This window comes from Agromyces sp. NPDC056389 (assembly GCF_042262385.1).
In the GTDB taxonomy this organism is placed as follows: Bacteria; Actinomycetota; Actinomycetes; order Actinomycetales; family Microbacteriaceae; genus Agromyces.
In genome coordinates, this window is the sequence record NZ_JBHJPN010000003.1 from 16,888 (window position 1) to 41,428 (window position 24,541).

Annotated in this window: 17 protein-coding genes; 15 read left to right on the forward strand and 2 right to left on the reverse strand. The window is 70.0% G+C overall.

What is annotated here, in order from left to right; translation table 11 throughout:
* Positions 1–22: 22 nt before the first annotated feature.
* On the reverse strand, positions 23–1,366 hold the full coding sequence (gene aspS, locus ACFCVM_RS16165) for an aspartate--tRNA(Asn) ligase (RefSeq protein ID WP_375837669.1): 1,344 nt from the start codon (positions 1,364–1,366) through the stop codon (positions 23–25).
* A gap of 73 nt (positions 1,367–1,439) precedes the next feature.
* Between aspS and ACFCVM_RS16170 the strand changes: the two genes are divergently transcribed.
* The 8 genes from ACFCVM_RS16170 to pulA all read left to right on the forward strand — a co-directional run bounded on the left by ACFCVM_RS16170 (position 1,440) and on the right by pulA (position 15,459).
* Positions 1,440–2,084 (forward strand): histidine phosphatase family protein, encoded by a 645-nt coding sequence (locus ACFCVM_RS16170; RefSeq protein ID WP_375837670.1) that lies wholly within the window; start codon positions 1,440–1,442, stop codon positions 2,082–2,084.
* A complete protein-coding gene (locus ACFCVM_RS16175) occupies positions 2,084–2,677 on the forward strand; it encodes a TlpA family protein disulfide reductase (RefSeq protein ID WP_375837671.1) in 594 nt (197 codons plus the stop codon). The genes ACFCVM_RS16170 and ACFCVM_RS16175 overlap by 1 nt, the downstream gene beginning before the upstream one ends.
* Positions 2,678–2,680: 3 nt before the next feature.
* A complete protein-coding gene (locus ACFCVM_RS16180) occupies positions 2,681–3,427 on the forward strand; it encodes a cytochrome c biogenesis CcdA family protein (RefSeq protein WP_375837673.1) in 747 nt (248 codons plus the stop codon).
* Complete coding sequence (locus ACFCVM_RS16185; RefSeq protein ID WP_375837674.1) at positions 3,411–5,162, forward strand: cytochrome c biogenesis protein ResB; 1,752 nt, start codon at positions 3,411–3,413, stop codon at positions 5,160–5,162. Before ACFCVM_RS16180 ends, ACFCVM_RS16185 begins: the two co-directional genes overlap by 17 nt.
* 57 nt (positions 5,163–5,219) lie before the next feature.
* Entirely contained in the window at positions 5,220–6,167 is a 948-nt protein-coding gene (ccsB, locus tag ACFCVM_RS16190; protein WP_375838319.1) for a c-type cytochrome biogenesis protein CcsB, read from the forward strand.
* A 59-nt stretch (positions 6,168–6,226) separates the two neighbouring features.
* Complete coding sequence (locus ACFCVM_RS16195) at positions 6,227–8,800, forward strand: AAA family ATPase (protein WP_375837675.1); 2,574 nt, start codon at positions 6,227–6,229, stop codon at positions 8,798–8,800.
* 190 nt (positions 8,801–8,990) lie between these two features.
* Positions 8,991–9,221 (forward strand): hypothetical protein, encoded by a 231-nt coding sequence (locus ACFCVM_RS16200; RefSeq protein ID WP_375837676.1) that lies wholly within the window; start codon positions 8,991–8,993, stop codon positions 9,219–9,221.
* A gap of 154 nt (positions 9,222–9,375) precedes the next feature.
* Complete coding sequence (gene pulA / locus ACFCVM_RS16205) at positions 9,376–15,459, forward strand: pullulanase-type alpha-1,6-glucosidase (RefSeq protein ID WP_375837677.1); 6,084 nt, start codon at positions 9,376–9,378, stop codon at positions 15,457–15,459.
* Positions 15,460–16,134: 675 nt separating this feature from the next.
* Here the strand turns inward: pulA and ACFCVM_RS16210 are convergent.
* A complete protein-coding gene (locus ACFCVM_RS16210) occupies positions 16,135–17,385 on the reverse strand; it encodes an MFS transporter (protein WP_375837679.1) in 1,251 nt (416 codons plus the stop codon).
* 70 nt (positions 17,386–17,455) lie between these two features.
* On the opposite strand from ACFCVM_RS16210, the gene ACFCVM_RS16215 reads away from it, so the two are divergent.
* The 7 genes from ACFCVM_RS16215 (at position 17,456) to ACFCVM_RS16245 (ending at position 24,534) form a co-directional block, all read left to right on the forward strand.
* The gene (locus tag ACFCVM_RS16215; protein WP_375837680.1) at positions 17,456–17,818 is read left to right on the forward strand and encodes a MerR family transcriptional regulator; all 363 of its coding nucleotides are present in this window, start codon (positions 17,456–17,458) and stop codon (positions 17,816–17,818) included.
* A gap of 59 nt (positions 17,819–17,877) precedes the next feature.
* Entirely contained in the window at positions 17,878–19,047 is a 1,170-nt protein-coding gene (locus tag ACFCVM_RS16220) for an agmatine deiminase family protein (protein ID WP_375837681.1), read from the forward strand.
* Between the two features lie 114 nt (positions 19,048–19,161).
* The gene (locus ACFCVM_RS16225; protein WP_375837683.1) at positions 19,162–20,706 is read left to right on the forward strand and encodes an ABC transporter substrate-binding protein; all 1,545 of its coding nucleotides are present in this window, start codon (positions 19,162–19,164) and stop codon (positions 20,704–20,706) included.
* Positions 20,707–20,709: 3 nt separating this feature from the next.
* Complete coding sequence (locus ACFCVM_RS16230) at positions 20,710–21,654, forward strand: ABC transporter permease (RefSeq protein WP_375837685.1); 945 nt, start codon at positions 20,710–20,712, stop codon at positions 21,652–21,654.
* A complete protein-coding gene (locus ACFCVM_RS16235; protein ID WP_375837686.1) occupies positions 21,651–22,520 on the forward strand; it encodes an ABC transporter permease in 870 nt (289 codons plus the stop codon). Before ACFCVM_RS16230 ends, ACFCVM_RS16235 begins: the two co-directional genes overlap by 4 nt.
* Positions 22,517–23,491 (forward strand): ABC transporter ATP-binding protein, encoded by a 975-nt coding sequence (locus ACFCVM_RS16240; protein ID WP_375837687.1) that lies wholly within the window; start codon positions 22,517–22,519, stop codon positions 23,489–23,491. The genes ACFCVM_RS16235 and ACFCVM_RS16240 overlap by 4 nt, the downstream gene beginning before the upstream one ends.
* A complete protein-coding gene (locus ACFCVM_RS16245) occupies positions 23,488–24,534 on the forward strand; it encodes an oligopeptide/dipeptide ABC transporter ATP-binding protein (protein WP_375837688.1) in 1,047 nt (348 codons plus the stop codon). Before ACFCVM_RS16240 ends, ACFCVM_RS16245 begins: the two co-directional genes overlap by 4 nt.
* Positions 24,535–24,541: the final 7 nt, after the last annotated feature.

Sequence of the window (24,541 nt, forward strand, 5' to 3'; positions counted from 1 at the left end):
GAGCGCGGGGCGACGAGCGACGCTACGGCTGCAGGCGCGTCGGGCCGCGGAACAGGTACGTCGTCTCGCGGATCGAGTGCTCGTTCAGCATGAGCATCAGCACGCGGGCGAGGCCCATGCCGAAGCCGCCGTGCGGCGGCACGCCGTAGCGGAAGAAGTCGAGGTAGAACTCGAGCTCCTCCGGGTCCATGCCCTTGTCGCGGGCCTGCTCGACGAGCACGTCGATGCGGTGCTCGCGCTGCGCGCCGGTCGAGATCTCGACGCCGTTGTAGATGAGGTCGTAGGAGTTCGTGAGGCTCGGGTCGCCCTCGTGGCGCATGTGGTAGAACGGCCGGATGCTCGCCGCGTAGTCGGTGAGGAACACGAAGTCGTGGCCGAACGTCTCTTTCACGTACGCCGAGATCTGGCGCTCGCCCTCGGGGTCCATGTCGTCGTCGGCGCGGGGGATGACGTAGCCGCGATCGGCGACGATCTGCTTCGCCTCGGCGAGCGGGATGCGAGGGAACGGACGCGTCGGAACGGCGAGCTCGATGCCGAAGAGTTCGGCGATCTCTGCGCCGTGCTTGTCGACGACGGCCTGGAAGCCAGCGACGATCAGCTCTTCATGCAGGGCCATGACGTCTTCGTGCGAGTCGATCCAGCTGATCTCGGTGTCGACCGAGGTGAACTCGGTCGCGTGGCGCGAGGTGAACGAGGGGTCGGCGCGGAATGCGGGGCCTACCTCGAAGACGCCGCCGAAGCCGGCAGCCTGCGCCATCTGCTTGAAGAACTGGGGGCTCTGCGCGAGGTACGCCTTGCCTTCGAAGTACTCGACCTCGAAGAGCTCCGCGCGCGACTCCGACGCCGAGGCCATGAGCTTCGGGGTCTGGATCTCGATGAGGCCCTTCTCGACCCACACGCCGCGGAGCGCGTGGAGGAAGGTGGTCTGGATGCGGAAGATGAGGGCCTGCTTGGGGTGGCGCAGGTCGAGGAAGCGCCAGTCCATGCGCTTGTCGAGGCTCGAGTCGGCTGCGATCGGCGTCTCGGGGTTGGCGGCGGTGACGACCTCGAGCGAGGCGATCTTCACCTCGAGGCCGCCGAGCTTGACGCGCTCGTCGTGCTTCAGCTCACCGGTCACGGTGATGAACGAGCCGTGTGCGAGCGCCGAGATGGCCTCGGTCGTCGCGAGGCGAGCGGATGCCTCGGCATCGGCGCCTTCTTCGAGCTCGCGCGTCGCGGGATTCACGAGCTGCACGGCACCCGATTCGTCGCGAAGGATGACGAACTGCACCTTCTTCTGATCGCGCACGGTCTCGACCCATCCGGACACGGTGACGGGGCCGTCGGGGAGGGCGGCGAGGTTCTTGACGAGGGTGCGGGTACTCACGATCGACCATCCTACCCGTGGGGGTTCCGACGCTCGGCGGATTCAAAGGAAGCCGCTCTCTAGACTGGAAGCCGTGCCGGCCGATCAGATCCATCTCGTGCGCCATGGCGAGGTGTTCAACCCCCAGGGTGTGCTCTACGGACGACTCTCGGGATTCGGCCTCTCCGACCTCGGCCGCGCCATGGCGCAGGCCGCCGCCGACGACCTCGTCGCCCGTGATCGCCAGGTCGGCGCACTCGTCTCCTCGCCGCTGCAGCGCACGCAGCAGTCGGCCGAGCCGATCGCCGCGGCCTTCGGCCTCGAGCCGACGCTCGACGATCGCGTGATCGAGCCCGAGAACCGCTTCGAGGGCAAGCGCATGCGCGGCCCCGACGGCGCGCTCCGCGACCCCCGCAACTGGGCGTTGCTCGTGAACCCGTGGGAGCCGAGCTGGGGCGAGCCCTTCCGCTCGATCGCCGATCGCATGCTCGCCGCCATCGGCGACGCCTGGCAGTCGGTCGACGGCGGCGACGTCGTCATCGTCAGCCACCAGCTGCCGATCTGGATGGTGCACCGGCGTCTCGCCGGCGTCTCCCTCGCGCACGATCCCCGTCGCCGGCGCTGCGCCCTCTCGAGCATCACGACGCTCGAGCGACGCGGCGAGCGGTTCGTCGAGGTGGGCTACACCGATCCCGCGGCGGGCCTCGCCGCGCAGGCGACAGATGTAGGAGCAGTGTGATGCGCGGTCGTTGGTCGCTGACTGCGGTGGCGCTGGCCTCCGCCCTGGTGCTGACCGGGTGCACGAGCGATCCGCTCGCCGACCAGTTCCGCGAGGGCAGCGGCAAGAACTACATCGCGGGCGACGGCACGATCACGGTCTACGACTCCGCCGAGCGCGGCGACGCCATCGAGTTCTCGGGCGAGACCGTCGAGGGCGAGCAGTACGACTCGGCGGATGACGCGGGCAAGGTGCAGGTCGTCAACTTCTGGTACGCGGGTTGCGCGCCCTGCCGTGCCGAGGCGCCCATCCTGCAGGAGGTGCACGAGGCGGTCGACGCCGACGAGGTGAGCTTCGTCGGGGTGAACGTGCGCGACCAGGCCGGCACGGCCGCTCCGTTCGAGAAGGACTACGGCATCGGCTACCCCTCGGTGCTCGACGTCGAGACCGGTGAGGCGCAGCTCGCCTTCGCGGGCAAGGTGCCGCCCGCCGCGGTGCCGACGACGATCGTGCTCGACCAGGACGGCAAGGTGGCGGCCCGGGTGCTCGGCCAGCTGAAGGACGCCTCGATCCTGCAGACGATCATCGACGACCTCCTCGCCGAGCAGGCCTAGCGCATGGGCGAGATCGTGCTGAACGGGCAGCTGCTCGCGGCGATGCCGATCGCGATCGCCGCTGGGCTCGTCTCGTTCCTCTCACCGTGCGTGCTGCCGCTCGTGCCCGGCTATCTCGGCTACCTGGGCGGCTTCACGGATGCCTCGGCCGACGCCGCGACGGAGCGGAAGAACCGCAGGCGGCTGCTGCTCGGCGTGCTGCTGTTCGTCGTCGGGTTCACGGTCGTCTTCGTGAGCTTCAACCTCATCGCGGGCTTCGCCGGGTCGTGGCTCGTGCGCTACGCCGACACGATCGTGCGCATCGCCGGGGTGCTGCTCATCCTCATGGGGCTCGTCTTCATCGGCCAGTTCACGTTCATGCAGCGCACGATCAAGCCCTCGTGGCGGCCGGCGACGGGCCTCGCAGGCGCGCCGCTCCTCGGCATCGTGTTCGGCCTCGGCTGGACGCCCTGCATCGGCCCGACCCTCGCCGTCGTGCTCGCGCTCAGCGCCGACTCCGCCTCGGCCGGCCGCGGCGTGCTGCTCGGCCTCGCCTACTGCGTGGGCCTCGGCATCCCGTTCCTGCTCGTGGCCGCCGGCTTCAGCTGGGTCACGGGCTCACTCGCCTTCCTCCGTCGCCACATCCGCGCGATCAACATCGCGGGAGGTGCGCTGCTCATCGTGATCGGCGTGCTCATGGTGACGGGCATCTGGTCCATCTGGATGTACGAACTGCAGGCGGTGATCACGGGTTTTGTCCCCGCAATCTGATCCCGGCGCGCCGTCGCGGCCCGCCGACCACATCGACTCGATCGAGGCCGACCCCGGCGAGACGCCCATCAACCAGCCGAAGCTCGGCTTCGTCGGCTGGCTGCGCTTCGCCTGGCGACAGCTCACGAGCATGCGCACGGCGCTGCTCCTGCTGCTCCTCCTCGCGATCGCAGCAGTGCCCGGCTCGCTCGTGCCGCAGCGCTCGAGCGACCCCAACGGCGTCACGCAGTACTTCGACGACAACCCGAAGCTCGCACCGATCCTCGACGGCTTCCAGATGTTCGACGTGTACACGTCGGCGTGGTTCTCGGCGATCTACCTGCTGCTCTTCGTCTCGCTCATCGGCTGCATCATCCCGCGCACGAAGCACCACTTCGAGGCGCTCCGCGCGCGGCCGCCGCGCACCCCCGTGCGCCTGTCGCGCCTCGCGGGCTACACCGAGCGCGCCCTGCCCGAAGGGGAGACCGCGGCCGCCGCGATCGACTCCGCTGCGAAGCAGCTGCGGCAGGCGGGCTACCGCGTCGAGCAGTACGAACTGCGCGGCGAGCCATCCGTCTCGGCTGAGCGCGGCTACCTCCGCGAGACCGGCAACCTCGTCTTCCACACCGCGCTCGTCGGCGTGCTCGTGGCGGTCGGCTTCGGCGGCGGATTCGGCTTCTCGGGTCAGCGCGTCATCGTCGAGGGGCAGACCTTCGTCAACACGCTCGCCGCCTACGACTCCTTCAACCCCGGGCGCTTCTTCACCGACACCCGGCTCACGCCCTATCGGCTCTCGCTCGAGAACCTCGACGCGGTGTACGAGACGCGGAATCAAGACGCGATCGGCCAGCCCATCGACTTCACGGCGCACGTGACCGTGCAGGACCAGGACGGCGAGCCCGAGGACCGCACGGTGAAGGTCAACGAGCCGCTCTACACGCACGGCACCGACGTGTACCTGCTCGGCAACGGCTACGCGCCGACCATCACCGTGAAGAACGCCGACGGCGAGGTCGTCTTCACCGACGCCGTGCCGTTCCTGCCGCAGGACGCGAACCTCACCTCGATCGGCGTCGTGAAGGTGCCAGACGGCATGCCGGAGCAGCTCGGCATGGTCGGCTTCTTCTACCCGACGCAGACCGAGCTCACCTCGGGGGCCTACACCTCGAGCTACCCCGACCTGATCCTGCCGGTGCTGACGCTCAACGTCTACGAGGGCGACCTCGGCATCGACGACGGCATGCCCACCTCGGTGTACACGCTCGACACGTCGACGCTCACCCAGCTGAGCGGCGGCAAGACGGGCGTCGACTCGATCGAGCTGAAGCCCGGCGAAACGGCCGAGCTGCCGAACGGCCTCGGCACGGTGACCTTCGAGGACGTCACGCCGGGCGCCGCCCCGGCGGTCGACGTGGACGCCGACACGGATGCCACTGCCGCCGAGGGTCGCAACTATGCGCAGAGCGTGTCGCGCTTCGCGAGCTTCGACATCCACCACGACCCGACGCAGATGTGGGTGCTCGCCTTCGCGGCGCTCATCCTCGGCGGGCTCCTCGTCTCGCTCTTCGTACCGCGCCGCCGCATGTGGGTCAAGGCCGTCTCGAAGCCCGACGGCCGCGTCGTGCTCGAGTACGCGGCACTCGCCCGCGGCGAGGACCCGGGGCTCGAAGACGCCGTGACCGGGTTCGCCGACAAGCACGCCGGCCCCCCAGCATCCGCGGAAACCGCCGATGCCCCCGAGAAGTCTTCGACGTAAGGTAGAACAGTGCAGTTGACGCTCGACGAGATCTCCATCCTCTGCGTGTACTCGGCCATGGTCGTGTACGCGATCGCCTTCATCGCGTTCTCCATCGACCTCGCGAAGCGCTCGGCGGCGGCCACGGCGGCGGCGGATGCCAGGGCCCATGTCGAGGCGAAGGAGACGGTCGCGGTCGGTGCCGGGGCCGGTTCGCGCTCGGCGGTCGCGGCGAAGCCGGCGGCATCCGTCGCCTACGGCCGCTCGCCGGCACTGCGCGTCGGCGTCGCGATGACGGTGCTCGCGTGGATCCTGCACCTCTCGGCGACGGTGCTGCGCGGTCTCGCCGCAGGCCGGGTGCCGTGGGCGAACATGTACGAGTTCGCACTCACGGGCACGCTCATCATCACCACGGTCTTCCTCATCGTGATCGTGATCTCGAAGCACGACCTGCGGTTCCTCGGCACCTTCATCACGGGCCTCGTGCTCGTGCTGCTCGGCGTCGCGGCACTGAACTTCTACGTCAGCCCGATCCCGCTGCCGCCGGCCCTGCAGTCGGTGTGGCTCGTCATCCACGTGTTCGTGGCGAGCGCGTCGGTCGGCCTCTTCGCCCTGGGCTTCGCGCTCTCGGTCGTGCAGCTCATGCAGGCGCGCCGCGAGTCGATCGCGGCGACGGCGAAGGCGGCGAAGCTCACGTTCCTCGCGACGCTGCCCGATTCGGTCACGCTCGAGAACCTCGCGTACCGCATCAACATCATCGGCTTCATCATGTGGACCTTCACCCTCATGGCGGGCTCCGTCTGGGCCGAGAAGGCCTGGGGCCGCTACTGGGGCTGGGACACCAAGGAGGTGTGGACCTTCATCATCTGGGTGGTCTACGCCGGCTACATCCACGCTCGTGCCACGCGCGGCTGGCGGGGCTCGCGCTCGGCATGGCTCGCCATCATCGGCTTCTCGACGGTGCTCTTCAACTTCACCGTCGTGAACCTCTTCTTCAAGGGCCTGCACGCCTACTCGGGTCTCTGATCGGCGCCTGATCCCCGCGGTGCGTTGCGCTCGTCGATCCGAGCGAGCACCATCGCACTATGAGGCTCCTCGAACGCGAGGCTGAACTCGCCGAGCTCGGCGACGCCGCGCGGGCGGCCGCCGGAGGTCGTGGCGGGGTGGTGCTCGTGCACGGCGAGGCGGGCATCGGCAAGTCGAGCCTCGTGAACGCACTGCGCGAGCAGCCGCCGGGCGGCAGTCGGGTGCTCGTCGGCGCGTGCGACGCGCTCTCCACGCCCCGCACGCTCGGGCCGCTGCGCGACCTGATCCCGCAGGTGGGCCCGCGCCTCGGTGGAGCCCTCCGTGCGGGCGAGCGGGAAGAGGTGTTCGCGGCGCTGCACGAGGAGCTGTCGTCGGCACCCGCCACGGTGCTCGTCATCGAGGACGCGCACTGGTCGGACGAGGCCACGCTCGACGCGCTGCGCTTCATCGCGCGCCGCATCGAGCCGCTGCCCGCCGTGCTCGTGCTCACCTATCGCGACGACGAGCTCGACCGGGAGCACCCGCTCGGCAGGCTGCTCGGCGAACTCCCGAGCGGCGTGCGGCACCTCGCGCTCCAGCCGCTGTCGTCGGCCGCGGTGGGTGCGCTCGCGAGCGAACGCGGTGCCGATCCTGTTCGGGTGTACACGCTGAGCCGAGGGAACCCGTACTTCGTGAGCGAGCTCGTGACGTCGGCGGATGCCGCGCAGGTGCCTCGCACCGTCGTCGACGCCGTCACCGCACGCCTCCACCGCCTCGACGCCCTCACGCAGGGCCGGGTCGAGCAGCTCGCGGTCGTGCCGTCGGCCGTCGGCGCCGACGAACTCGCACGGCTCGTGCCCGAGGGGTCGAGCGCGCTCGCCGTCGCCGAAGAGGGCGGACTCCTCACCGTGCGGCCCGACGGCGTGCAGTTCCGGCACGAACTCACACGACGTGCGATCGTCGACGCCCTGCCGGCCTCCCGCCGCATCGAGTTGAACGCGCGCGTGCTCGAGATGCTCCTCGAGGTCGGTGCCGACCCCGGCCGCATCGTGTCGCATGCGATCGAGGCCGGCGACGTGGACGCGGTCGTGGAGTGGGCGCCGACGGCGGCCCGCGATGCCGCGGTGAGCAGTGCGCACCGGCAGGCGGCCGCTCACTTCCGCGCGGCCCTCGCGCACGGCGAGCGCTACGACACCGCCACGCGCGCCGACCTGATCGAGGAGTACGCGATCGAGGCCTACCTGCTCGGCGACGAGCCGCAGGCGGTCGCCGCGGAGCTCGAGGTCATCGCGCTCCGTCGGGAGATCGGCGTCGTCGACGCCCTCGGGGCGAGCCTGCGCTGGTTGTCGAGGTTCGAGTGGATCGCAGGCAACCGCCCGGGTGCCGAGCGGGCGGCGGCCGAGGCATCCGCCGTGCTCGCCGACTCGCGCGACCGCGGTCTGCTCGCCCTCGCCCTCAGCAACGAGGCCCAGCTCGCCATGCTCGCCCATGACCTGCCCCGCACGATCGAGCTGGCGACGCGTGCGGTCGCCCTGGCGCGGGAGTCGGGGGAGCAGCGGGCGCTCTCGCATGCGCTCAACAACCTCGGGACCGCCCACCTGTTCGAGGACGACGACGAGGGCATGCGGGAGCTGCTCGAGGCGGCCGACATCGCCGCAGCCGCGGGATTCATGGACGACGCAGCCCGGGCGCACGTCAACCTGGTCTGGAGCCTGCTCGACCAGTACCGCCTCGACCTCGCCGAACGCCATCTCGAACCGGCGATGGCGTTCTCCGAACGCACCGAGGTGCTCGGGCTCTGGACGTACCAGCAGGTCGAACGCGGCCGGCTGCACCTCGCGCGAGCGGAGTGGGAGGAGGCGCTCTCCGCGGTCGACGGGGTCTCGGAAGTGCTGCCGCAGGCGCAGTGCGTGGCCCTCATCGTGATCGGCACGGTGCAGTCGCGGCGTGGCGATCACGACTCGGGCGCAGCCGTGCTCGCGGAAGCGAGGGCCATCGCCGAACGGCTCGGCGAGCTGCAGCGCACCGGGCCGGTGGCGGCGGCGCGGGCCGAGGCGGCGTTGCTCCGCGGTGATCTCGACCAGGTGCGGGCGATCGCGCGCCCGGCCTTCGACGAGGCCGTGCGCTGGGCGGATCGGAACCTGCAGGCCGAACTCGCGTGGCTCCTCCGGCGTGCCGGCGAGGAGGTCGACGTGCCGGACTCCGAGCACCCGTTCGCGGCGCAGGCACGGGGCGACTGGCGGCGCGCTGCCGACCTCTGGCGGGAGCGCGGGTGCCCGTACCACGAGGCGGCCGCACTGGCGGAGAGCCCCGACATCGGCGACCTGCTCGCAGCGCTCGCGATCCTCGACGGCCTCGGCGCCGATCCGCTCGCCCGACGTGTGCGCGCGGCCCTGCGCGACCGGGGTGCGCGGTCGATTCCGCGCGGCCCGCGGCAGCCGACGCGGAACAACCCGGAGGGCCTCACCGAGCGGCAGCTCGACGTGCTGCGGCTCGTGGCCGACGGGCTCACGAACGCGCAGATCGCCGATCGACTGGTGCTGTCGGTGCGCACGGTCGACACCCACGTCGCGGCCGTGCTCGCCAAGCTCGGAGTGCCGACTCGGCAGGATGCGGCGCGGCTCGCGCCCGAGGTGCTCGACCGCCTCGCGTGACGACGCCGGCCGTCGTCCGCCGGCCGTCGGCGTCCGGCCGTCGGCACCTGGTCGTCGGTAGTCGTCGCGACCGATCTCGGTAGTGCCGCGCGGCGATCTCGGTAGTCGTCGCCGATGAACGCGATCGCGCTTCGCCGTAGAACGGAAGCAGGCCCGGAACAGGGCCCTCGAATACCACTCAGGAGTCATCATGAACAGCGCGGCCTTCACCCCGGCTTCCCCGCTCGTCCGCCCGGCCGGGCGCACGAGCCTCTTCGGCCGGCTCTCGCGCCGCGTCGGCCTCGCCCTCGTCGCGTGGAGCAGCGAGTCCGACCGGCGCCGCAGCCCCGAGTCCCTCGCCGAGCTCCACGAGCTGCGGCAGCAGGCGGAGCGACTCCGCAACGACCGCTTCCGCGAGGTGACCTTCTCCCGCCTGATGTGACAGCGTTTGCATCAAGCACGCGGCGACCGTGACGAGTCACCCGTCAATTCGGCATCGAGGGATTGCAAACGCTTGCATTAACTCCCGTTCCGCTGCTAGCGTCGCCGCCAGTGGTCGGAGGCACGTCGTCGTGCCGGGAGTTCGGGAGTCAAGGATGACGCAACGCGCACATGCTCGCAGCTGGTTCGCCCTCGTGGTCGCAGGAGGGCTCGCGGCATCCGCGCTCGTCGTGGCCCCCGGTCTCGCTGCCGCGGCCGAGGAGCCGCGCACCTTCGCCCTCGTCGGCTCGCTGCAGAGCGAGCTCGGGTGCGCGGCCGACTGGGCGCCCGAGTGCGCCGAGACCGAGTTGACCGCCACCGGCACCCCCGGTGTCTTCGCGGCGGACTTCACGATCCCCGCCGGCACGTGGGAGTACAAGGTCGCCGTGAACGACGGCTGGGACGAGGCCTACGGGTTGAACGGCGGCGGCGACAACATCCCGCTGACCGTCGCCGGCGACACCGCGGTGCGCGTCGTGTTCGACGACAACCTGAAGAAGGTCGGGCTCGAGGCGACCGGGGCGACGCTGCGCGGCGCCTACGACGAGGCATCCGATGCCGACCTCGTCGCCGCGCCCGTGCGGCAGCCCGGCAGCGACGAGGTGTTCTACTTCGTCATGACCGACCGCTTCGCCAACGGCGACCCGTCGAACGATGCGGGCGGCCTCGACGGCGACCGCCTCACGACGGGCTACGACCCGACCGACAAGGGCTTCTACAACGGCGGCGACCTCGAAGGCCTTCGCCAGCAGCTCGACTACATCGACGGGCTCGGCACGACCGCGATCTGGCTGACGCCGAGCTTCAAGAACCGACCCGTGCAGGGCGAGGGCGCGAACGCGAGCGCCGGCTACCACGGCTACTGGATCACCGACTTCACCCAGATCGATCCGCACCTCGGCACGAACGCCGAGCTCGAGGCGCTCATCGCCGAGGCCCACGACAAGGGCATCAAGGTCTACTTCGACATCATCACGAACCACACGGCCGACGTCATCGACTACGAGGAGGGGCAGTACTCGTACATCGACCAGGCCACGTCGCCGTACCTCGCCGCGGACGGCGCGGCCTTCGATCCGGCCGACTTCGCCGACGCCGACACGGGCGCCGACTTCCCGGCACTCGACGCCGCGACGAGCTTCCCGTACACGCCGAGCCTCACGGCCGACGATGCCGACCTCAAGGTCCCGGCGTGGCTCAACGACCCCACGCTGTACCACAACCGCGGCGACTCGACGTGGGAGGGGGAGTCGGTCACCTACGGCGACTTCTCGGGCCTCGACGACCTCATGACCGAGCACCCGACCGTCGTGAACGGCTTCGTCGACGTCTACGAGCAGTGGGTCGACCTCGGCATCGACGGCTTCCGCATCGACACCGCGAAGCACGTCAACTTCGAGTTCTGGGAGCAGTGGTCGACCGAGGTGCTCGACTACGCCCACGCCGCGGGCAAGCCCGACTTCTTCATGTTCGGCGAGGTCTACGACGCCGACCCGGTGAAGCTCAGCCCCTACGTGCGCAAGACCGACATGAACTCGGTGCTCGACTTCACGTTCCAGTCGCAGGCGACGAGCTTCGCGGCCGGCAACTCGGCGAAGAACCTGCAGTCGCTCTTCGCCGGCGACGACTACTACACGACGCCCGACTCGTCGGCGACGGCGCTGCCGACCTTCCTCGGCAACCACGACATGGGCCGCATCGGCTATTTCCTGCAGTCGACGGACGCCCCGCTCGCACGTGACGAGCTCGCGCACGAGCTGCTCTTCCTCACGCGCGGCCAGCCGGTCGTCTACTACGGCGACGAGCAGGGCTTCGCGGGCACGGGCGGCGACAAGGACGCCCGGCAGACGCTCTTCGCGAGCCAGGTGGCCGAGTACCAGAACCAGCCGCTCGTCACGGGCGAGACCGCCGGCAGCGTCGACCGCTTCGGCACGGATGCCCCGCTCTACGCGCACATCTCCGAGCTCGCCGCACTCCGCTCCGCCCACCCCGCGCTCGCGACGGGTGCGCAGATCGAGCGCTACGTCGACAACGGCGCGGGCGTCTACGCCTTCAGCCGCGTCGACCGCGCCGAGCAGGTCGAGTACCTCGTCGCCGCGAACAACGCGAACGAGGCGCGCACCGTCGGAGTGCCGACCCTCACGGAGGACGGCGTGTTCACGGTGCTCTCGGGCGACGGCTCGCCCGTCACCGCGAACGCCGACGGCGTCGCCTCGATCAGCGTGCCGCCGCTCGGCGCGGTCGTCTGGAAGGCCGACCGCACGGTGAGTGCTCCCGACGCGGCATCCGCCATCACCGTCGCGACGCCGGTCGCCGGCGCGGGCGTGACGGGCATCACCCCGGTCGTCGCCGACGTCGATGACGCCACCTGGCAGGAGACGAGCTTCGCGTGGCGGGTCGCCGGTGCCACGGGCGACGACGCCTGGCACGCGCTCGGCACCGCCGAGGACACGAGCCCCCGCGTCTTCCACGACACGGCGGGCCTCGAGAAGGGCACGCTCCTCGAGTACCGCGCGATCTCGACGGATGCCGCCGGCAACCGAGCGGCGGCGAGCACCTACGCGAGCGTCGGCAACGCCGTGAACCTCGTCGAAGAGGAGGAGCCCGAGCAGCCGATCGACCTCGTGACGGTGCCCGGCTCCCACAACTCCGAGATGGGCTGCGCGGGCGACTGGGCTCCCGGTTGCGAGGTCGCGAAGCTCACGAAGCGCGCCGACGGCATCTACTCGGGCACCTTCGACGTGGCCGCCGGCGACTACGAATACAAGGTCGCGATCAACGGCAGCTGGGACGTCAACTACGGTGCGAACGGCGAGCTGAACGGCGGCAACGTCACCTACTCGCACCCGGGCGGGCCGATCACCTTCTTCTGGAACCCGAACACCCACGTGTTCTCGTCGACCGCCGAGGGCCCCGTCGTGACGCTGCCCGGCAGCTTCCAGTCGAAGGTCGGATGCCCCGGCGACTGGCAGCCCGAGTGCCTCGCGACCCTCATGCAGGACGGCGACAAGGACGGCGTCTTCACCTGGTCGACCTCGTCGATCCCCGACGGCGCCTACGAGACGAAGGTCGCGCACGGCCAGGGCTGGGACGAGAACTACGGCGTCGGCGGCGCACCCGGCGGGGCGAACTATTCGTTCACCGCGACCGCCGGCAAGCTCGTCGAGTTCCGCTACACGCTCGCCACGCACGTGCTCGAGATCGTCGTCACCGACCCGCCGCTCGCCGGCACCGGTGAGGCGCGCGCGCACTGGGTGGACGCGGACACGCTCGCGTGGCCGGCCGCACTGCTCGGCGGCGCCGAGGCGACGGATGCCTCGTGGACCCTCGAGCACTCGGCCGACGCCGCGCTCGCGGTGACCGACGGCGCGGTCACGGGCGGCGGCGACCCGGTCGTGCTCGAGCTCGACCCGGACGGGCTCGACGACGACCAGCTCGCCGCGTTCCCGGCGCTCGAGGGCTTCCTCGCGCTGCGTCCGGTCGGACTCGACCGCGGCGAGGTTCAGGCGCTGCTCACCGAGCAGCTCGCGGTCGCCCAGTCGACCGATGGCGAGCTGTCGGCATTCACCGGCGTGCAGCTGCCCGGCGTGCTCGATGCGCTCTACGGCGACGCGGTGGCATCCGAAGCGCTCGGTGTGAGCTGGAAGCGCAACAGACCGACGCTCGCACTGTGGGCGCCGACCGCGCAGGGTGTCGCGCTCGAGGTCTTCCCGACCGGTGAGGCCGGCGAACCCGTCACGACGCCCGCCGTCTTCGACGCGGAGAGCGGCATCTGGTCGGTCACCGGCGCCGACGGTGCCGACGGCAAGCGGCTCGCGGCCGGCGCCGAGTACCGCTGGTCGGTCACGGTGTACGCGCCGTCGACCGGCGCGATCGAGACGAACTCGGTCACCGACCCGTACTCGGTCGCGCTCACCACGAACTCGGTGCGCTCGGTCGTCGTCGACCTCGACGACGAGAAGCTGCGTCCCAAGCAGTGGGAGAAGACCGAGGCCCCGGCCGTCGAGCGACCGGTCGACCGTGCGATCTACGAACTGCACGTGCGCGACTTCTCGATCGGCGACGAGACCGTTCCAGCGGAGGAGCGCGGCACCTACCGTGCCTTCACTCGCGACTCGGCGGGCACGCAGCAGCTGAAGCAACTCGCCGAGGCCGGCATCAACACCGTGCACCTGCTGCCGACGTTCGACATCGCCACGATCGAGGAGCAGCGGGACCAGCAGGCCGTGCCGGCGTGCGATCTCGCGTCGTTCGGTCCGGCGTCGCCCGAGCAGCAGGCGTGCATCGATGCGACCCGCGACCTCGACGGCTTCAACTGGGGCTACGACCCGTTCCACTTCCAGGCGCCCGAGGGCTCGTACGCCGTCGACCCCGACGGCGGGGCCCGCGTCGCCGAGTTCCGCGAGATGGTCGGCGCGCTGCACGCCACGGGCCTGCAGGTCGTGCTCGACGAGGTCTACAACCACACGGCGGAGGCCGGCCAGGGCGGCAAGTCGGTGCTCGACAGGATCGTGCCCGGCTACTACCAGCGCCTGAACGCCGCCGGAAACGTCGAGACCTCGACGTGCTGCCAGAACGTGGCGACCGAGCACGACGTGGCGCAGAAGCTGATGGTCGACTCCGTCGTGCTCTGGGCGAGGGAGTACAAGGTCGACGGCTTCCGCTTCGACCTCATGGGCCATCACTCGAAGGCGAACATGCTCGCGGTGCGCGCAGCACTCGACGAGCTCACCATCGAGGAGGACGGCGTCGACGGGGCATCCGTCTACCTCTACGGCGAGGGCTGGAACTTCGGCGAGGTCGCGAACAACACGCTCTTCGAGCAGGCGACGCAGGGCCAGCTCGGCGGCACCGGCATCGGCACGTTCAACGACCGGCTGCGCGACGCCGTGCACGGCGGCAGCCCGGTCGACGGCGCCTCGACGTTCCAGCAGGGCTTCGGCACCGGGCTCGGCACCGACCCCAACGGTCAGCCGGGCACGCCGTCGCAGGCCGACCAGCTCGCCGACCTCGGTCACCAGGCCGACCTGGTCAAGCTCGGCCTCGCGGGCAACCTCCGCGGCTACGAGCTGACGGATGCCTCGGGGCAGGTCGTGCGCGGCGACGCGCTCGACTACCGGGGTGCGCCCGCCGGCTACGCCGATCAGCCCGACGAGGTGATCAACTACGTCGACGCCCACGACAACGAGACGCTCTACGACCTCTCGGTGTTCAAGCTCCCGACCGACACGTCGATGGCCGACCGGGTGCGCATGAACACCCTCGAGCTCGCGACCGTGACGCTGTCGCAGTCGCCCTCGTTCTGGCACGCCGGCACCGAGCTGCTGCGCTCGAAGTCGCTCGATCGCAACAGCTACAACTCGGGCGACTGGTTCAACCGCATCGACTGGACCGGCCAGGAGTCGACCTTCGGCTCGGGCCTGCCGGGCGAGGCCGACAACGGCGGCAAGTGGGCGGCCATGGCACCGCTCCTCGCGGACCCGGCGCTCAAGCCGGCCGCTGCCGACATCGCCGCGGCCGAGGCATCCGCTCTCGACCTGCTGCGAGTACGTTCGACGGTCGACCTGCTGCAGCTCGGCTCCGCCGCGCTCATCGACGAGAAGGTGTCGTTCCCGAACAGCGGCACCGAGGCGACGCCGGGCGTGATCGCGATGCAGATCGACGACCTCGTGGGCGACGACGTCGACCCCGACCTCGACGGTGCGCTCGTCGTCTTCAACGCCTCGCCGGAGCCGGTGACCGAGACGGTCGCCGGCCTCGCCGGGCGGGACTTCGCGCTCGCCGAGGCGCAGGCGAACGGCTCCGACGCCGTCGTGAAGACGACCACGTGGGACGCCTCGACCGGTTCGGTCACCGTGCCGGCGCGCAGCGTCGCCGTACTCGTCGACGAGCAGGCGCCCCCGGCTGTCACGACGTTCACGGTCGCTGCGCCGAACAAGCTCCTCGCGAAGGCCGGCTCCGCGGTGAAGCTCGTGGGCAAGGTGTTCGCACTCGACGGCAGTGCGCCGGTCGGCGACGTGCGCGTCTACGACGGCGGCACCCTCATCGCCGAGGCCGAGCTCGAGGCCCGCGACACGGGGCGCATCGACGTGAAGCTGCCGAAGCTCTCGCGCGGGTTGCATCTCGTGCGCGCGGTGTTCGACGGCGGCGAGGGCTACGCCGACTCGCAGTCGTTCACGGTGCCGCTGATCCTCTGGTGAGTCGATGATCGGCTGACCGGATTGGTCGCGGAGGCGTATCGAGGCTGGTAGGGAGCCTCGGTACGCCTTCGCGTTCACCGGTGCCTCGGCTGCGACGCGGCGTCCGGAGAACGTGGCGCTCGGCGATACGGGGGTTCGCACGATAGCGGCCACCCGGTGCGGTCGGCAGGGTGAGCGCGTGACCACCACGACGCCGAAGCTCACCCGGGTTCGCACCGAGCTGCTCCTGTTCGCGCTCATCACGACGCTCATCAGCGGGTCGCTGTGGCTCCTGCTCTCCTGGCAGGGCGGGAACGTGCGCGAGGGCGCTGCGCTCTGGATCTTCGGCATCGCGACGTCGGGTCCGTCGCTCGCCGCGCTGATCCTCTTCCTGGCCCGCACGCGCGGCTCTCCGGAGCGAGCCGCACGCCCGCGGCTCGGATCGCCGTGGCTCTGGGCACCGGCGGCCCTGGTGCTCGGCGCCGCTCCGGTCGTGATCGCGAACCTGGTGCTCGTGCCGCAGGAATTCGGTGCACGCCTGCCGGGCACGGGGCAAGCCGCAATGGGCCTGTTCACGGCCGACGGCCTGCTGTTCTGCCTCTCGCTCATTCCGCTCTCGCTGGTCTATCACCTGCCTGCTGGCTGCCGCACTGTTCTTCAGCTGGCATCCCGAAGCCCGGCGCGCACGAGGCTGAGTCAGCGGCCCGATGCCCGCGTGCGTTCCCCGGCGGAGGTGGCGGCGGGGGCGAAGGCCGGGCGCACCGTCGCGGCGATGAAGGCTGCGACCGCGAGCAGGCCGAGCGCGAGCCACGGCAGCACGTCGACGCCCATCGTGTCGAGCGCGATGCCGCCGAAGAACGCGCCCGCCGCGATCGATCCGTTCCACGTCGCGACGACCATCGACTGCGCGACATCCGCTGCGTCGCCGGCGATGCGGGCCGGGGCGGCCTGCAGCAGGGTCGGGGCGCTGCCGTAGGCGATGCCCCAGACGGCGAGGGCGGCGTAGACCATGGCCGGCTGCGCGGCGAAGAGGCCGATGGCGATCATCGCGAGTCCGAGCAGTGCCGTCGCGACGAGCACCATCGAGCGCATGCGGCGATCGACGAGGGCGCCGGCGCCGATCACCCCGATGACGGCCGGCACGCCGAAGACGAGCAGTGCCAGGTCGAGGTGCCGGTCGATGCCCGAGGCGACCGTGATCGGAGCGATGTAGGTGTACGCGATGTTGTGGGCGAGCACGAACAGCGCGGTGGTGGCGAGCACGGCGACGAGTCCCGGCATCCGCAGCACCGACGACAGGCCGGGCCGCTGACCCGAGCGCTCGCCCGGGAACGAGGGGAGCGCTGCGGCGGCCCAGATCGCGAGCCCGACCCCGACGACGGCGATGACGCCGAACGCGGCGCGCCAGCCGATCGCCGCGCCGAGCGTCGTCGCGATCGGCAGTCCGAAGGCGAAGGCGAGCGGCGTGCCGACCATGGCGATCGACAGGGCGCGACCCGAGTGCTCGGGCTCGACGGTCCGCATCGCGTAGCCGGCGGCCATCGCCCAGAGCAAGCCGGCGAGCATGCCGCCAGCCATGCGTGCGATGAGGATCACCGTGTACGAGTCGGCGATCGCCGTGACTCCGTTGACGAGCGCGAAGCCGATGACGAGCGCGACGAGGAGGGGCTTCCGCGGCAGGCTGCGGGTGACGGCAGTGAGCGGGATCGCGGTGATCGCGGTCGTGACGGCGTAGATCGCGACGAGTTGGCCGATCTGCGATTCGGATGCCCCGAGGTCGGCGCTCATCTGCGGGAGCAGGCCGGCCGGGAGGATCTCGGTGACGACGCCCGTGAAGACGACGGCGGCGAGGGCGAGGAGGCCGTTGAGCGGCAGGCGGGTGCGGCCGCGTCGGCCCGTCGTCGCGGGTCTCGTCAGGGTGAGGGAGTCGGTGATCGGTGAAGCCATGTCGACAGTCTCGAACCTTGACACTAATGTGAAGGTCAAGTCGCCCTCTCGTGATCGGTCAGGAGCTCGTATGCGCATCGGTGAACTCTCCGCCCGAACGGGCGTGCCCACTCGCCTGCTGCGGTACTACGAGGAACAGGGACTCGTGAGTTCGACGCGCGAGCACAACGGCTACCGCGACTACGCGGAAGCGGCGGTCGAGCGGGTGAACCAGGTGCGCGGCCTCATCGAGGCCGGCATCCCGACCGCGGTGATCCGGGACATGCTGCCGTGCCTCGCGAGCACCTCGTTCGTCGAGGCGCCGATCATCCAGCGCCAGCTCGCCGAGACGCTCGCCGAGCGCCGCGCCCAACTCGATCAGCGCATCGGATGCCTCGCGAAGAACCGCGACGCCATCACGACGTACCTCGAGCGCGCCACCGTCACGGGCTGATCGAACGCTCAGCCTCATCGCTTATATTGGATTGAATCCAAGATAATCGGAGGTGCAGGGTGACCGAATTCCTGTTCACGCGCAGAAACATGCTCGCAGCTGCCGGATTCGGCCTGGTCGGCCTCGGCGCCGCGGGATGCGCTCCCGGCGGTGCGCCCGGCGGTGCGCCCGGCACTGATCGCTCGAACGGGTTCGATGACGAGGGGGAGGCGAGCATGATGCGACGGCTCGGAGCGGAGTGGGAGAGCCACGAGCTGACGGTGATGTCGTGGCCGACGGCGCTGATCTGGGGTGAGGACCTGCAGTACGTGCGCGACGACATCGCGAAGCTCGCCCGCACGATCGCCGAGTTCGAGCCGGTCGTGCTGCTGGCATCACCCGGTGACGAAGAGGATGCGGCGTACGAGAGCGGGTCGGGCGTGGAGGTCGTGACCGTGCCCGTCGATGACCTCTGGGCGCGCGATACCGTGCCGGTGTTCGTCGAAGGCGCCGGCGGCCTCGAGGGGATCGATTTCAACTTCAACGGCTGGGGCGGCAAGCAGGAGCATCCGAACGACGCCGGCGTCGCCGCGGCGGTGCTCCGCGAGTTCGAGATCCCGAGGGTGCAGGCGGATCTCGTCGCCGAGGGCGGATCGCTCGAGACCGACGGGCTCGGAACCCTGCTCCTCACCGAGAGCTCGATCGTCAACGACAACCGCAATCCGGGGCTCTCGCGCGACGAGATCGAGCAGCGCCTCATGAGGCTGCTCGGCATGAAGAAGGTCATCTGGTTCGACGGCGTCTACGACGAAGACATCACCGACGCCCACATCGATTCCCTCGTGCGCTTCGTCGCGCCGGGCGTCGTGCTGCTCGACGTTCCCGGGCCGGGGGCGCCCGACGATGTGTGGTCGCGTTCGAGCGACCAGGCGAGTTCGGTCCTCGGTCAGGCGACGGATGCCACTGGCCGAACGATCGAGGTCGTCGAGCTCCCGCAACCCGACTTCTCGAAGATCAGGGGGAGCGGCGACGAGTTCCTCGCGTCGTACGTCAACTTCTACATCGCCAACGGGGCCGTGTTCGTGCCCGAGTTCGGCGATCGGAAGGCCGACCGTCGCGCCCAGGACGTCCTGCAGGACCAGTTCCCCGACCGCGAGATCGTGCCGCTGCGGATCGACACGATCGCATCCGGCGGCGGCGGAATCCACTGCGCGACGCATGACCTTCCGGGGGATCCGGAGGACGGCTGACCCCGCGGACCGCAAGGCCGCCGTGTTGACAACCGGACGCATCGTGTTCATGATGTTTGGATATCATCCAATTTCGTTCCGGTGACGATGCGGTCATCGGAGACAGGAGTCATCATGGCCCCCTCCATGACGAAGGCGCCGTCGGCGACGAAGGCGTTGTCGGCGCTGACGGCCGCACTCATGGCCGCCGCACTGGCGGCGTGCAGCCCAGGAGGCGGACCGGCGGACCCGGTCGACGCCGACGGCACGCTCCACGTCGCCCGCTCGGAGTCGTTCGACGGCTGGGACCCCGATCAAGCCGCGGCCTACTCCACCTACCAGACCTTGCAGGGCGTGCTCGAGCCGTTGCTGCGCTCCAACGCCGACGGCAGTGCCGTCGAGGCAGGTCTTGCGAAGGAATGGACCTACGACCCTGCGGCGATGACCTGGACCTTCGTGCTGCAGGACGACACCCTGTTCAGCGACGGCACCCCGCTCACCTCTGCGGACGTGGCGTTCTCGGCCGGTGTCTGGGCGGAGGGGTCCAACTACGGCGGCCTCTACGCGAAGATCACGGGCGTCACGACGCCCGACGACCGCACCGTGGTCTTCGAGCTCTCGCAGCCCGACACGACGCTGCCGGTGCTGATGACGTGGTCGTCGTCGGCGATCTTCCCGACGGATTTCGGGGGGAAGGCGAAAGACGAGTACTTCGCGAATCCGGTGGCCGCCGGGGCGTTCGTCGTCGCCGACTGGTCGCCGGGCGGGCAGATCACGCTCGAGAAGAACCCGAACTACTACCAATCCGGTCGGCCGTACCTCGATCAGGTCGTCATCGACGTCGTCCCCGACGCCACCGAGCGGGGAGCGCAGTTCCAAGCCGGTCAGGTCGACATCTCGGAGTACGTCGGGCCGAGCGATGCCAAGCAGTACGGCGAGTCGCTCATCGCGCTTCCGGTCGGCCAGGTCGAGCACCTGAGCTTCAACACGACACGAGCGCCACTCGACGACCCCCGGTTGCGAAAGGCCATCGCCTCCGCGATCGACTACGACTCGATCACCGAAGGCGCCTTCAAGGGATACGGATCCGAGCCCCGCGGAATCATCCCGCCGAACCTCGCGAACTGGGCGCCGCCGAGCGAGCCTCCGTTCTCCTTCGACCTCGAGCGGGCGAAAGAGCTGCTCGAGGACTCCGAGAACCCCGGGGCCGACTCCCTCGAGTTGATCTTCGACGCCGCCAACACGACGGACCTCCTCGTCGGGCAGGTCATCAAGGCGAACCTGGCCGAACTCGGCATCGACGTCACCCTGTCGGGACTGGAGACGGGAGCGTTCCTGAGTCGTGCCTACGGCCTCGACGCCGACATGGTGCTGTGGTCGTACGGCGCGGTCTCGCCCGACGTCTCGGATCCGCTCGGCTGGATCACCGGCACCTCGTGGCTGTTCACCGGGTTCGAGACCGACACCGTCCAGCAGCAGTTCTTCGAGTACGCGGCGACCGAGTCGCCCGAAGAGAAGCAGCGGATCGTCGAGACCGTGCAGGACGAGGCGCTCGAGAACGCCCAGGCGATCAGCCTGTCCGAGTTCCAGGTGCTGCACGCCGTGAGCGATCGAGTCTCGGGGTTCGCCGCCGCACCTTGGGGCATGTACTACTGGGACACGATCAAGGTCGGCGAGTAGCGAGTGGGTCGCTATCTCTTCATCGCCAAGCGATTGGCGCTCGCGATCCCGCTCCTGCTCGGCATCGTGCTGCTGGTGTTCCTGATCCTCAAGATCACCCCGGGGGATCCGGCGCGCCTGATCGTCGGCCTGCGCGCCTCCGAGGCGGAACTGCAGCTCGTGCGGGATCGGCTCGGGCTCGACGATCCCGCGATCGTGCAGTACTTCCGATACGTCGGCGACGTGCTCACGGGCAACCTCGGATACTCCTTCAAGTCGAAGGAGCCCGTGACGAGCATCATCGCCGAACGCCTCCCCGTGACGATCTGGCTCCTCGGATTCGGTGCGCTGGCCTCCCTCGCGATCTCCGTTCCGCTCGCGATCGCCTCGGCACGTCGACCCGATCGGGCGTTCGATCACGCGACCCGCGGATTCGGACTGCTCGCACTCGCGATGCCGTCGTTCTGGGTCGGCATCATCCTCATCCTCACCGTCGCCCTGCCGACCGGCTGGTTCCCGGTGGGGGGCTTCGGCGAGACGCCGGCGGAGCATCTGCGATCGATCGTGCTGCCGGCGCTCACGCTCGCGCTCTCGATCGCGCCGCTGCAGGTGCGAAGCCTCCGGGCGAGCATCATCTCGGTGCTGGGCGCCGAGCACGTGACCACCGCCAAGTCGTTCGGCGTCGGCCGATCCCGCATCATGTCGAAGTTCGTCCTCCGGAATGCGGCGCCGCCCACCGTCTCGATCCTCGCGCTGAACATCGGCTACCTGCTGTTCGGCGCGGTCGTGATCGAGACGACGTTCGCGCTGCCGGGTATCGGCCAGGGCATCGTGCTGGCCGCCCGGCAGCGCGACGTTCCCACGATCCAGGGATACACCCTGCTGTTCGCCGTCGTCGTCGTGCTCGTCTTCCTGATCGCAGACATCGTGACGTCGATCGCCGACCCTCGCCTGGAGGTCGAATCATGAGCGTCGAATCCGCCACCGCCATCGCGGCCGCCGCGACGCCGAGCCACGCGATCGTCGGCGTCGAGCGCAGGCGGATGCCGCGACGCGTCTGGGTGGGAACCGCGATCGTGGCCGTCTACGTGCTCGCCGCCCTCTTCGCCCCCGTCATCGCTCCGTACGACCCGCTCGAGCAGGACATCGTCGACGCGCTCGCATCGCCGAGCTGGGCGCACGTGCTCGGAACGGACGAGCTCGGCCGCGATGTGCTCTCGCGGCTGATCTTCGCGTCGCGGGTCGATCTCCTCGTGGGCTTCCTCGGCGCAGCGCTCCCGGCGGTCCTCGGCACCGTCCTCGGAGCGATCGCGGGATTCCGCGGCGGTTGGATCGACGGAGTGATCATGCGCGTCTCTGACGTCGTGCAGGCGTTCCCCACCTACATCCTGATCATCGCGCTCGTCTTCGTGCTCGGCCCGGGGGTCACCTCGATCCTCGTCGCGTTCACCCTGATCGCGTGGGTGGCCTACGCGCGCCTCATCCGCACCGAGGTGCTCCGTGTGCGTGGTCTCGACTACGTCGCCGCCGCGCGCACATCGGGCCTGCCCGGACGGCGCATCCTCTGGCGCCACGTCTTCCCGAACTCGGTCGGGCAGACCCTCGTCTACCTCCCGTCCGACATCGTCGGCGCGACGCTCGGCCTCGCCGCCCTGTCGTTCCTCGGACTCGGGATCCAGGCGCCGACACCGGAGTGGGGTGCGATGATCGCGGCCGGCCAACCGTACATCCGCGAGCAGTGGTGGCTCTCGACGGTGCCCGGACTGGTGATCGTCGGCTTCGGACTGGGACTGAGTCTCATCGGAGAGGGAATCGAAGAATGGACGAGGAAATGAGCCGCGCCGTGCTGGGTGTCAGCGATCTCCATGTGCGGCTCACGGTCGGTGGCCGGACGCTCAGTCCGGTCGACGGGGTGTCGTTCCAGGTCGCGGCCGGCGAGTCCCTGGGCATCGTCGGCGAGTCGGGTTCGGGCAAGAGCCTCTCGCTCCGCGCGGTGCTCGGCCTCCTGCCGCAGGGCGGCGAGTCCGACGGCTCGATCCGGTTCGCGTTCGAGCGCGGCGAGATCAGCGGAGATGCCGAACGCGTGCGCGGCCACGGCGTCGCGATGGTCTTCCAGGAGCCGATGACGGCACTGAACCCGACCATGCGGGTCGGCGACCTCATCGCCGAGGCCGTTCGGGTGCGCAGCGGGCTGTCGCGTCGCGCCGCGAAGTCGCGGGTCGTCGAGCTCATGTCGAGCGTCGGCATCCCCGATCCCGCACGGCGGGCCCGGATGTGGCCGCACGAGCTCTCCGGGGGCCTGCGCCAGCGCGTCATGATCGCAGCGGCGCTGGCCACGGAGCCCGAGCTGCTGCTCTGCGACGAGCCGACCACCGCGCTCGACGTGACGATCCAGGACCAGATCCTCGGCCTGCTGCGGCGGATGCGCGAGGAACGCGGGATGGCGATGGTGTTCGTCTCGCACGATCTCGCCGTCGTCGCCGAGGTGTGCGACCGAGTCGCGGTGATGTACGCCGGGCGGATCGTGGAGACCGGGCCGGTCGACGAGGTGCTCCGCTCGCCGAGGCATCCGTACACCGCAGCGCTGCTCGCATCGGCGCCGTCGTTCCGAGGAGGCGGGGGTGAGCTCGCGACGATCCCGGGAACGCCCCCTGACCCCCGGCAATTCCCGAGCGGATGCCGGTTCGCTGCGCGTTGCGCGTTCGTGCGCGACGACTGTCTTCGCGCACCGTACGAGCTGGCGGGCGACGCGCACCGCTCGACCGCGTGCATCCATCCCGAGGTCCTGACGGAGGCCAGCGCATGAACTCATTGATCGACGCCCGCGGACTCACCGTGAGCTATCGCGTCGGCTCGGCACTGCTCGCGCGCCTGCGGCGTCGACCCGCACCCGTCGTGCACGCCATCGACGGGATCGACCTCGTCGTCGAACGCGGTGCGTCGGTCGGCATCGTCGGTGAATCCGGCTGCGGCAAGTCGACGCTCGCGAAGGCGCTCGTGGGGTTGGCGCCGTTGTCGGAGGGGGTGCTCGCGCTCGACGGCGAAGAGCTCGGCGGACGTCGAACGAGGTCGCAGACGCGCCGCATCCAGATGGTCTTCCAGGATCCGAGCGCATCGCTCAACCCCTCGATGACGATCGGCCAGACGCTTCGGGAACTGCTCAGCGTGCACAGGATGGTGCCGCCGGGCTCGGTGCAACGACGCGCGGAGGAGCTGCTCGAGCTGGTCGAGCTGCCGATCTCGTTCATGAACGCGTACCCGCGAAGGCTCTCGGGCGGACAGCGCCAACGCGTCGGCATCGCCCGTGCGCTCGCCCTCGAGCCGGAGATCCTGGTCGCGGACGAGTCCGTCGCCGCCCTCGACGTGTCGGTGCAGGCTGCGATCCTCAACCTGCTGCAGAAGCTCAGGAGCGAACTTGGGTTGACCCTGCTGTTCATCTCGCACGACCTCGCAGTGGTGCGTCATATCAGCGAGCGCGTCGTCGTCATGTACCTCGGGAAGATCGTCGAGGATCGCCCGACCGAGGACCTGTTCCGCGACCCCCGCCACCCCTATACGGCGGCGCTGCTCGCGGCGGCGCCGCGCATGGGCGTCGAGAAGCGGTCGGGCGGCTCGGCACTGCGCGGCGAACCGGGCAGCCTGCACAGCCTCCCGTCGGGATGCCGCTTCAATCCCAGGTGCCCGAGAGTGCAGGACATCTGTCGCGAGACCGAGCCGGCGCTGCTCGGCCCGGATGAGGCGCAGCATGCCGCGTGCCATTACGCCTGGGTCGGGCTGTCGGACGCGTTTCAGCAGAGAAGCGGGGGAGGGGGCGATCCGGGTCGTCTGGTTAGGATGGTGACGCGATGAGTGAGAG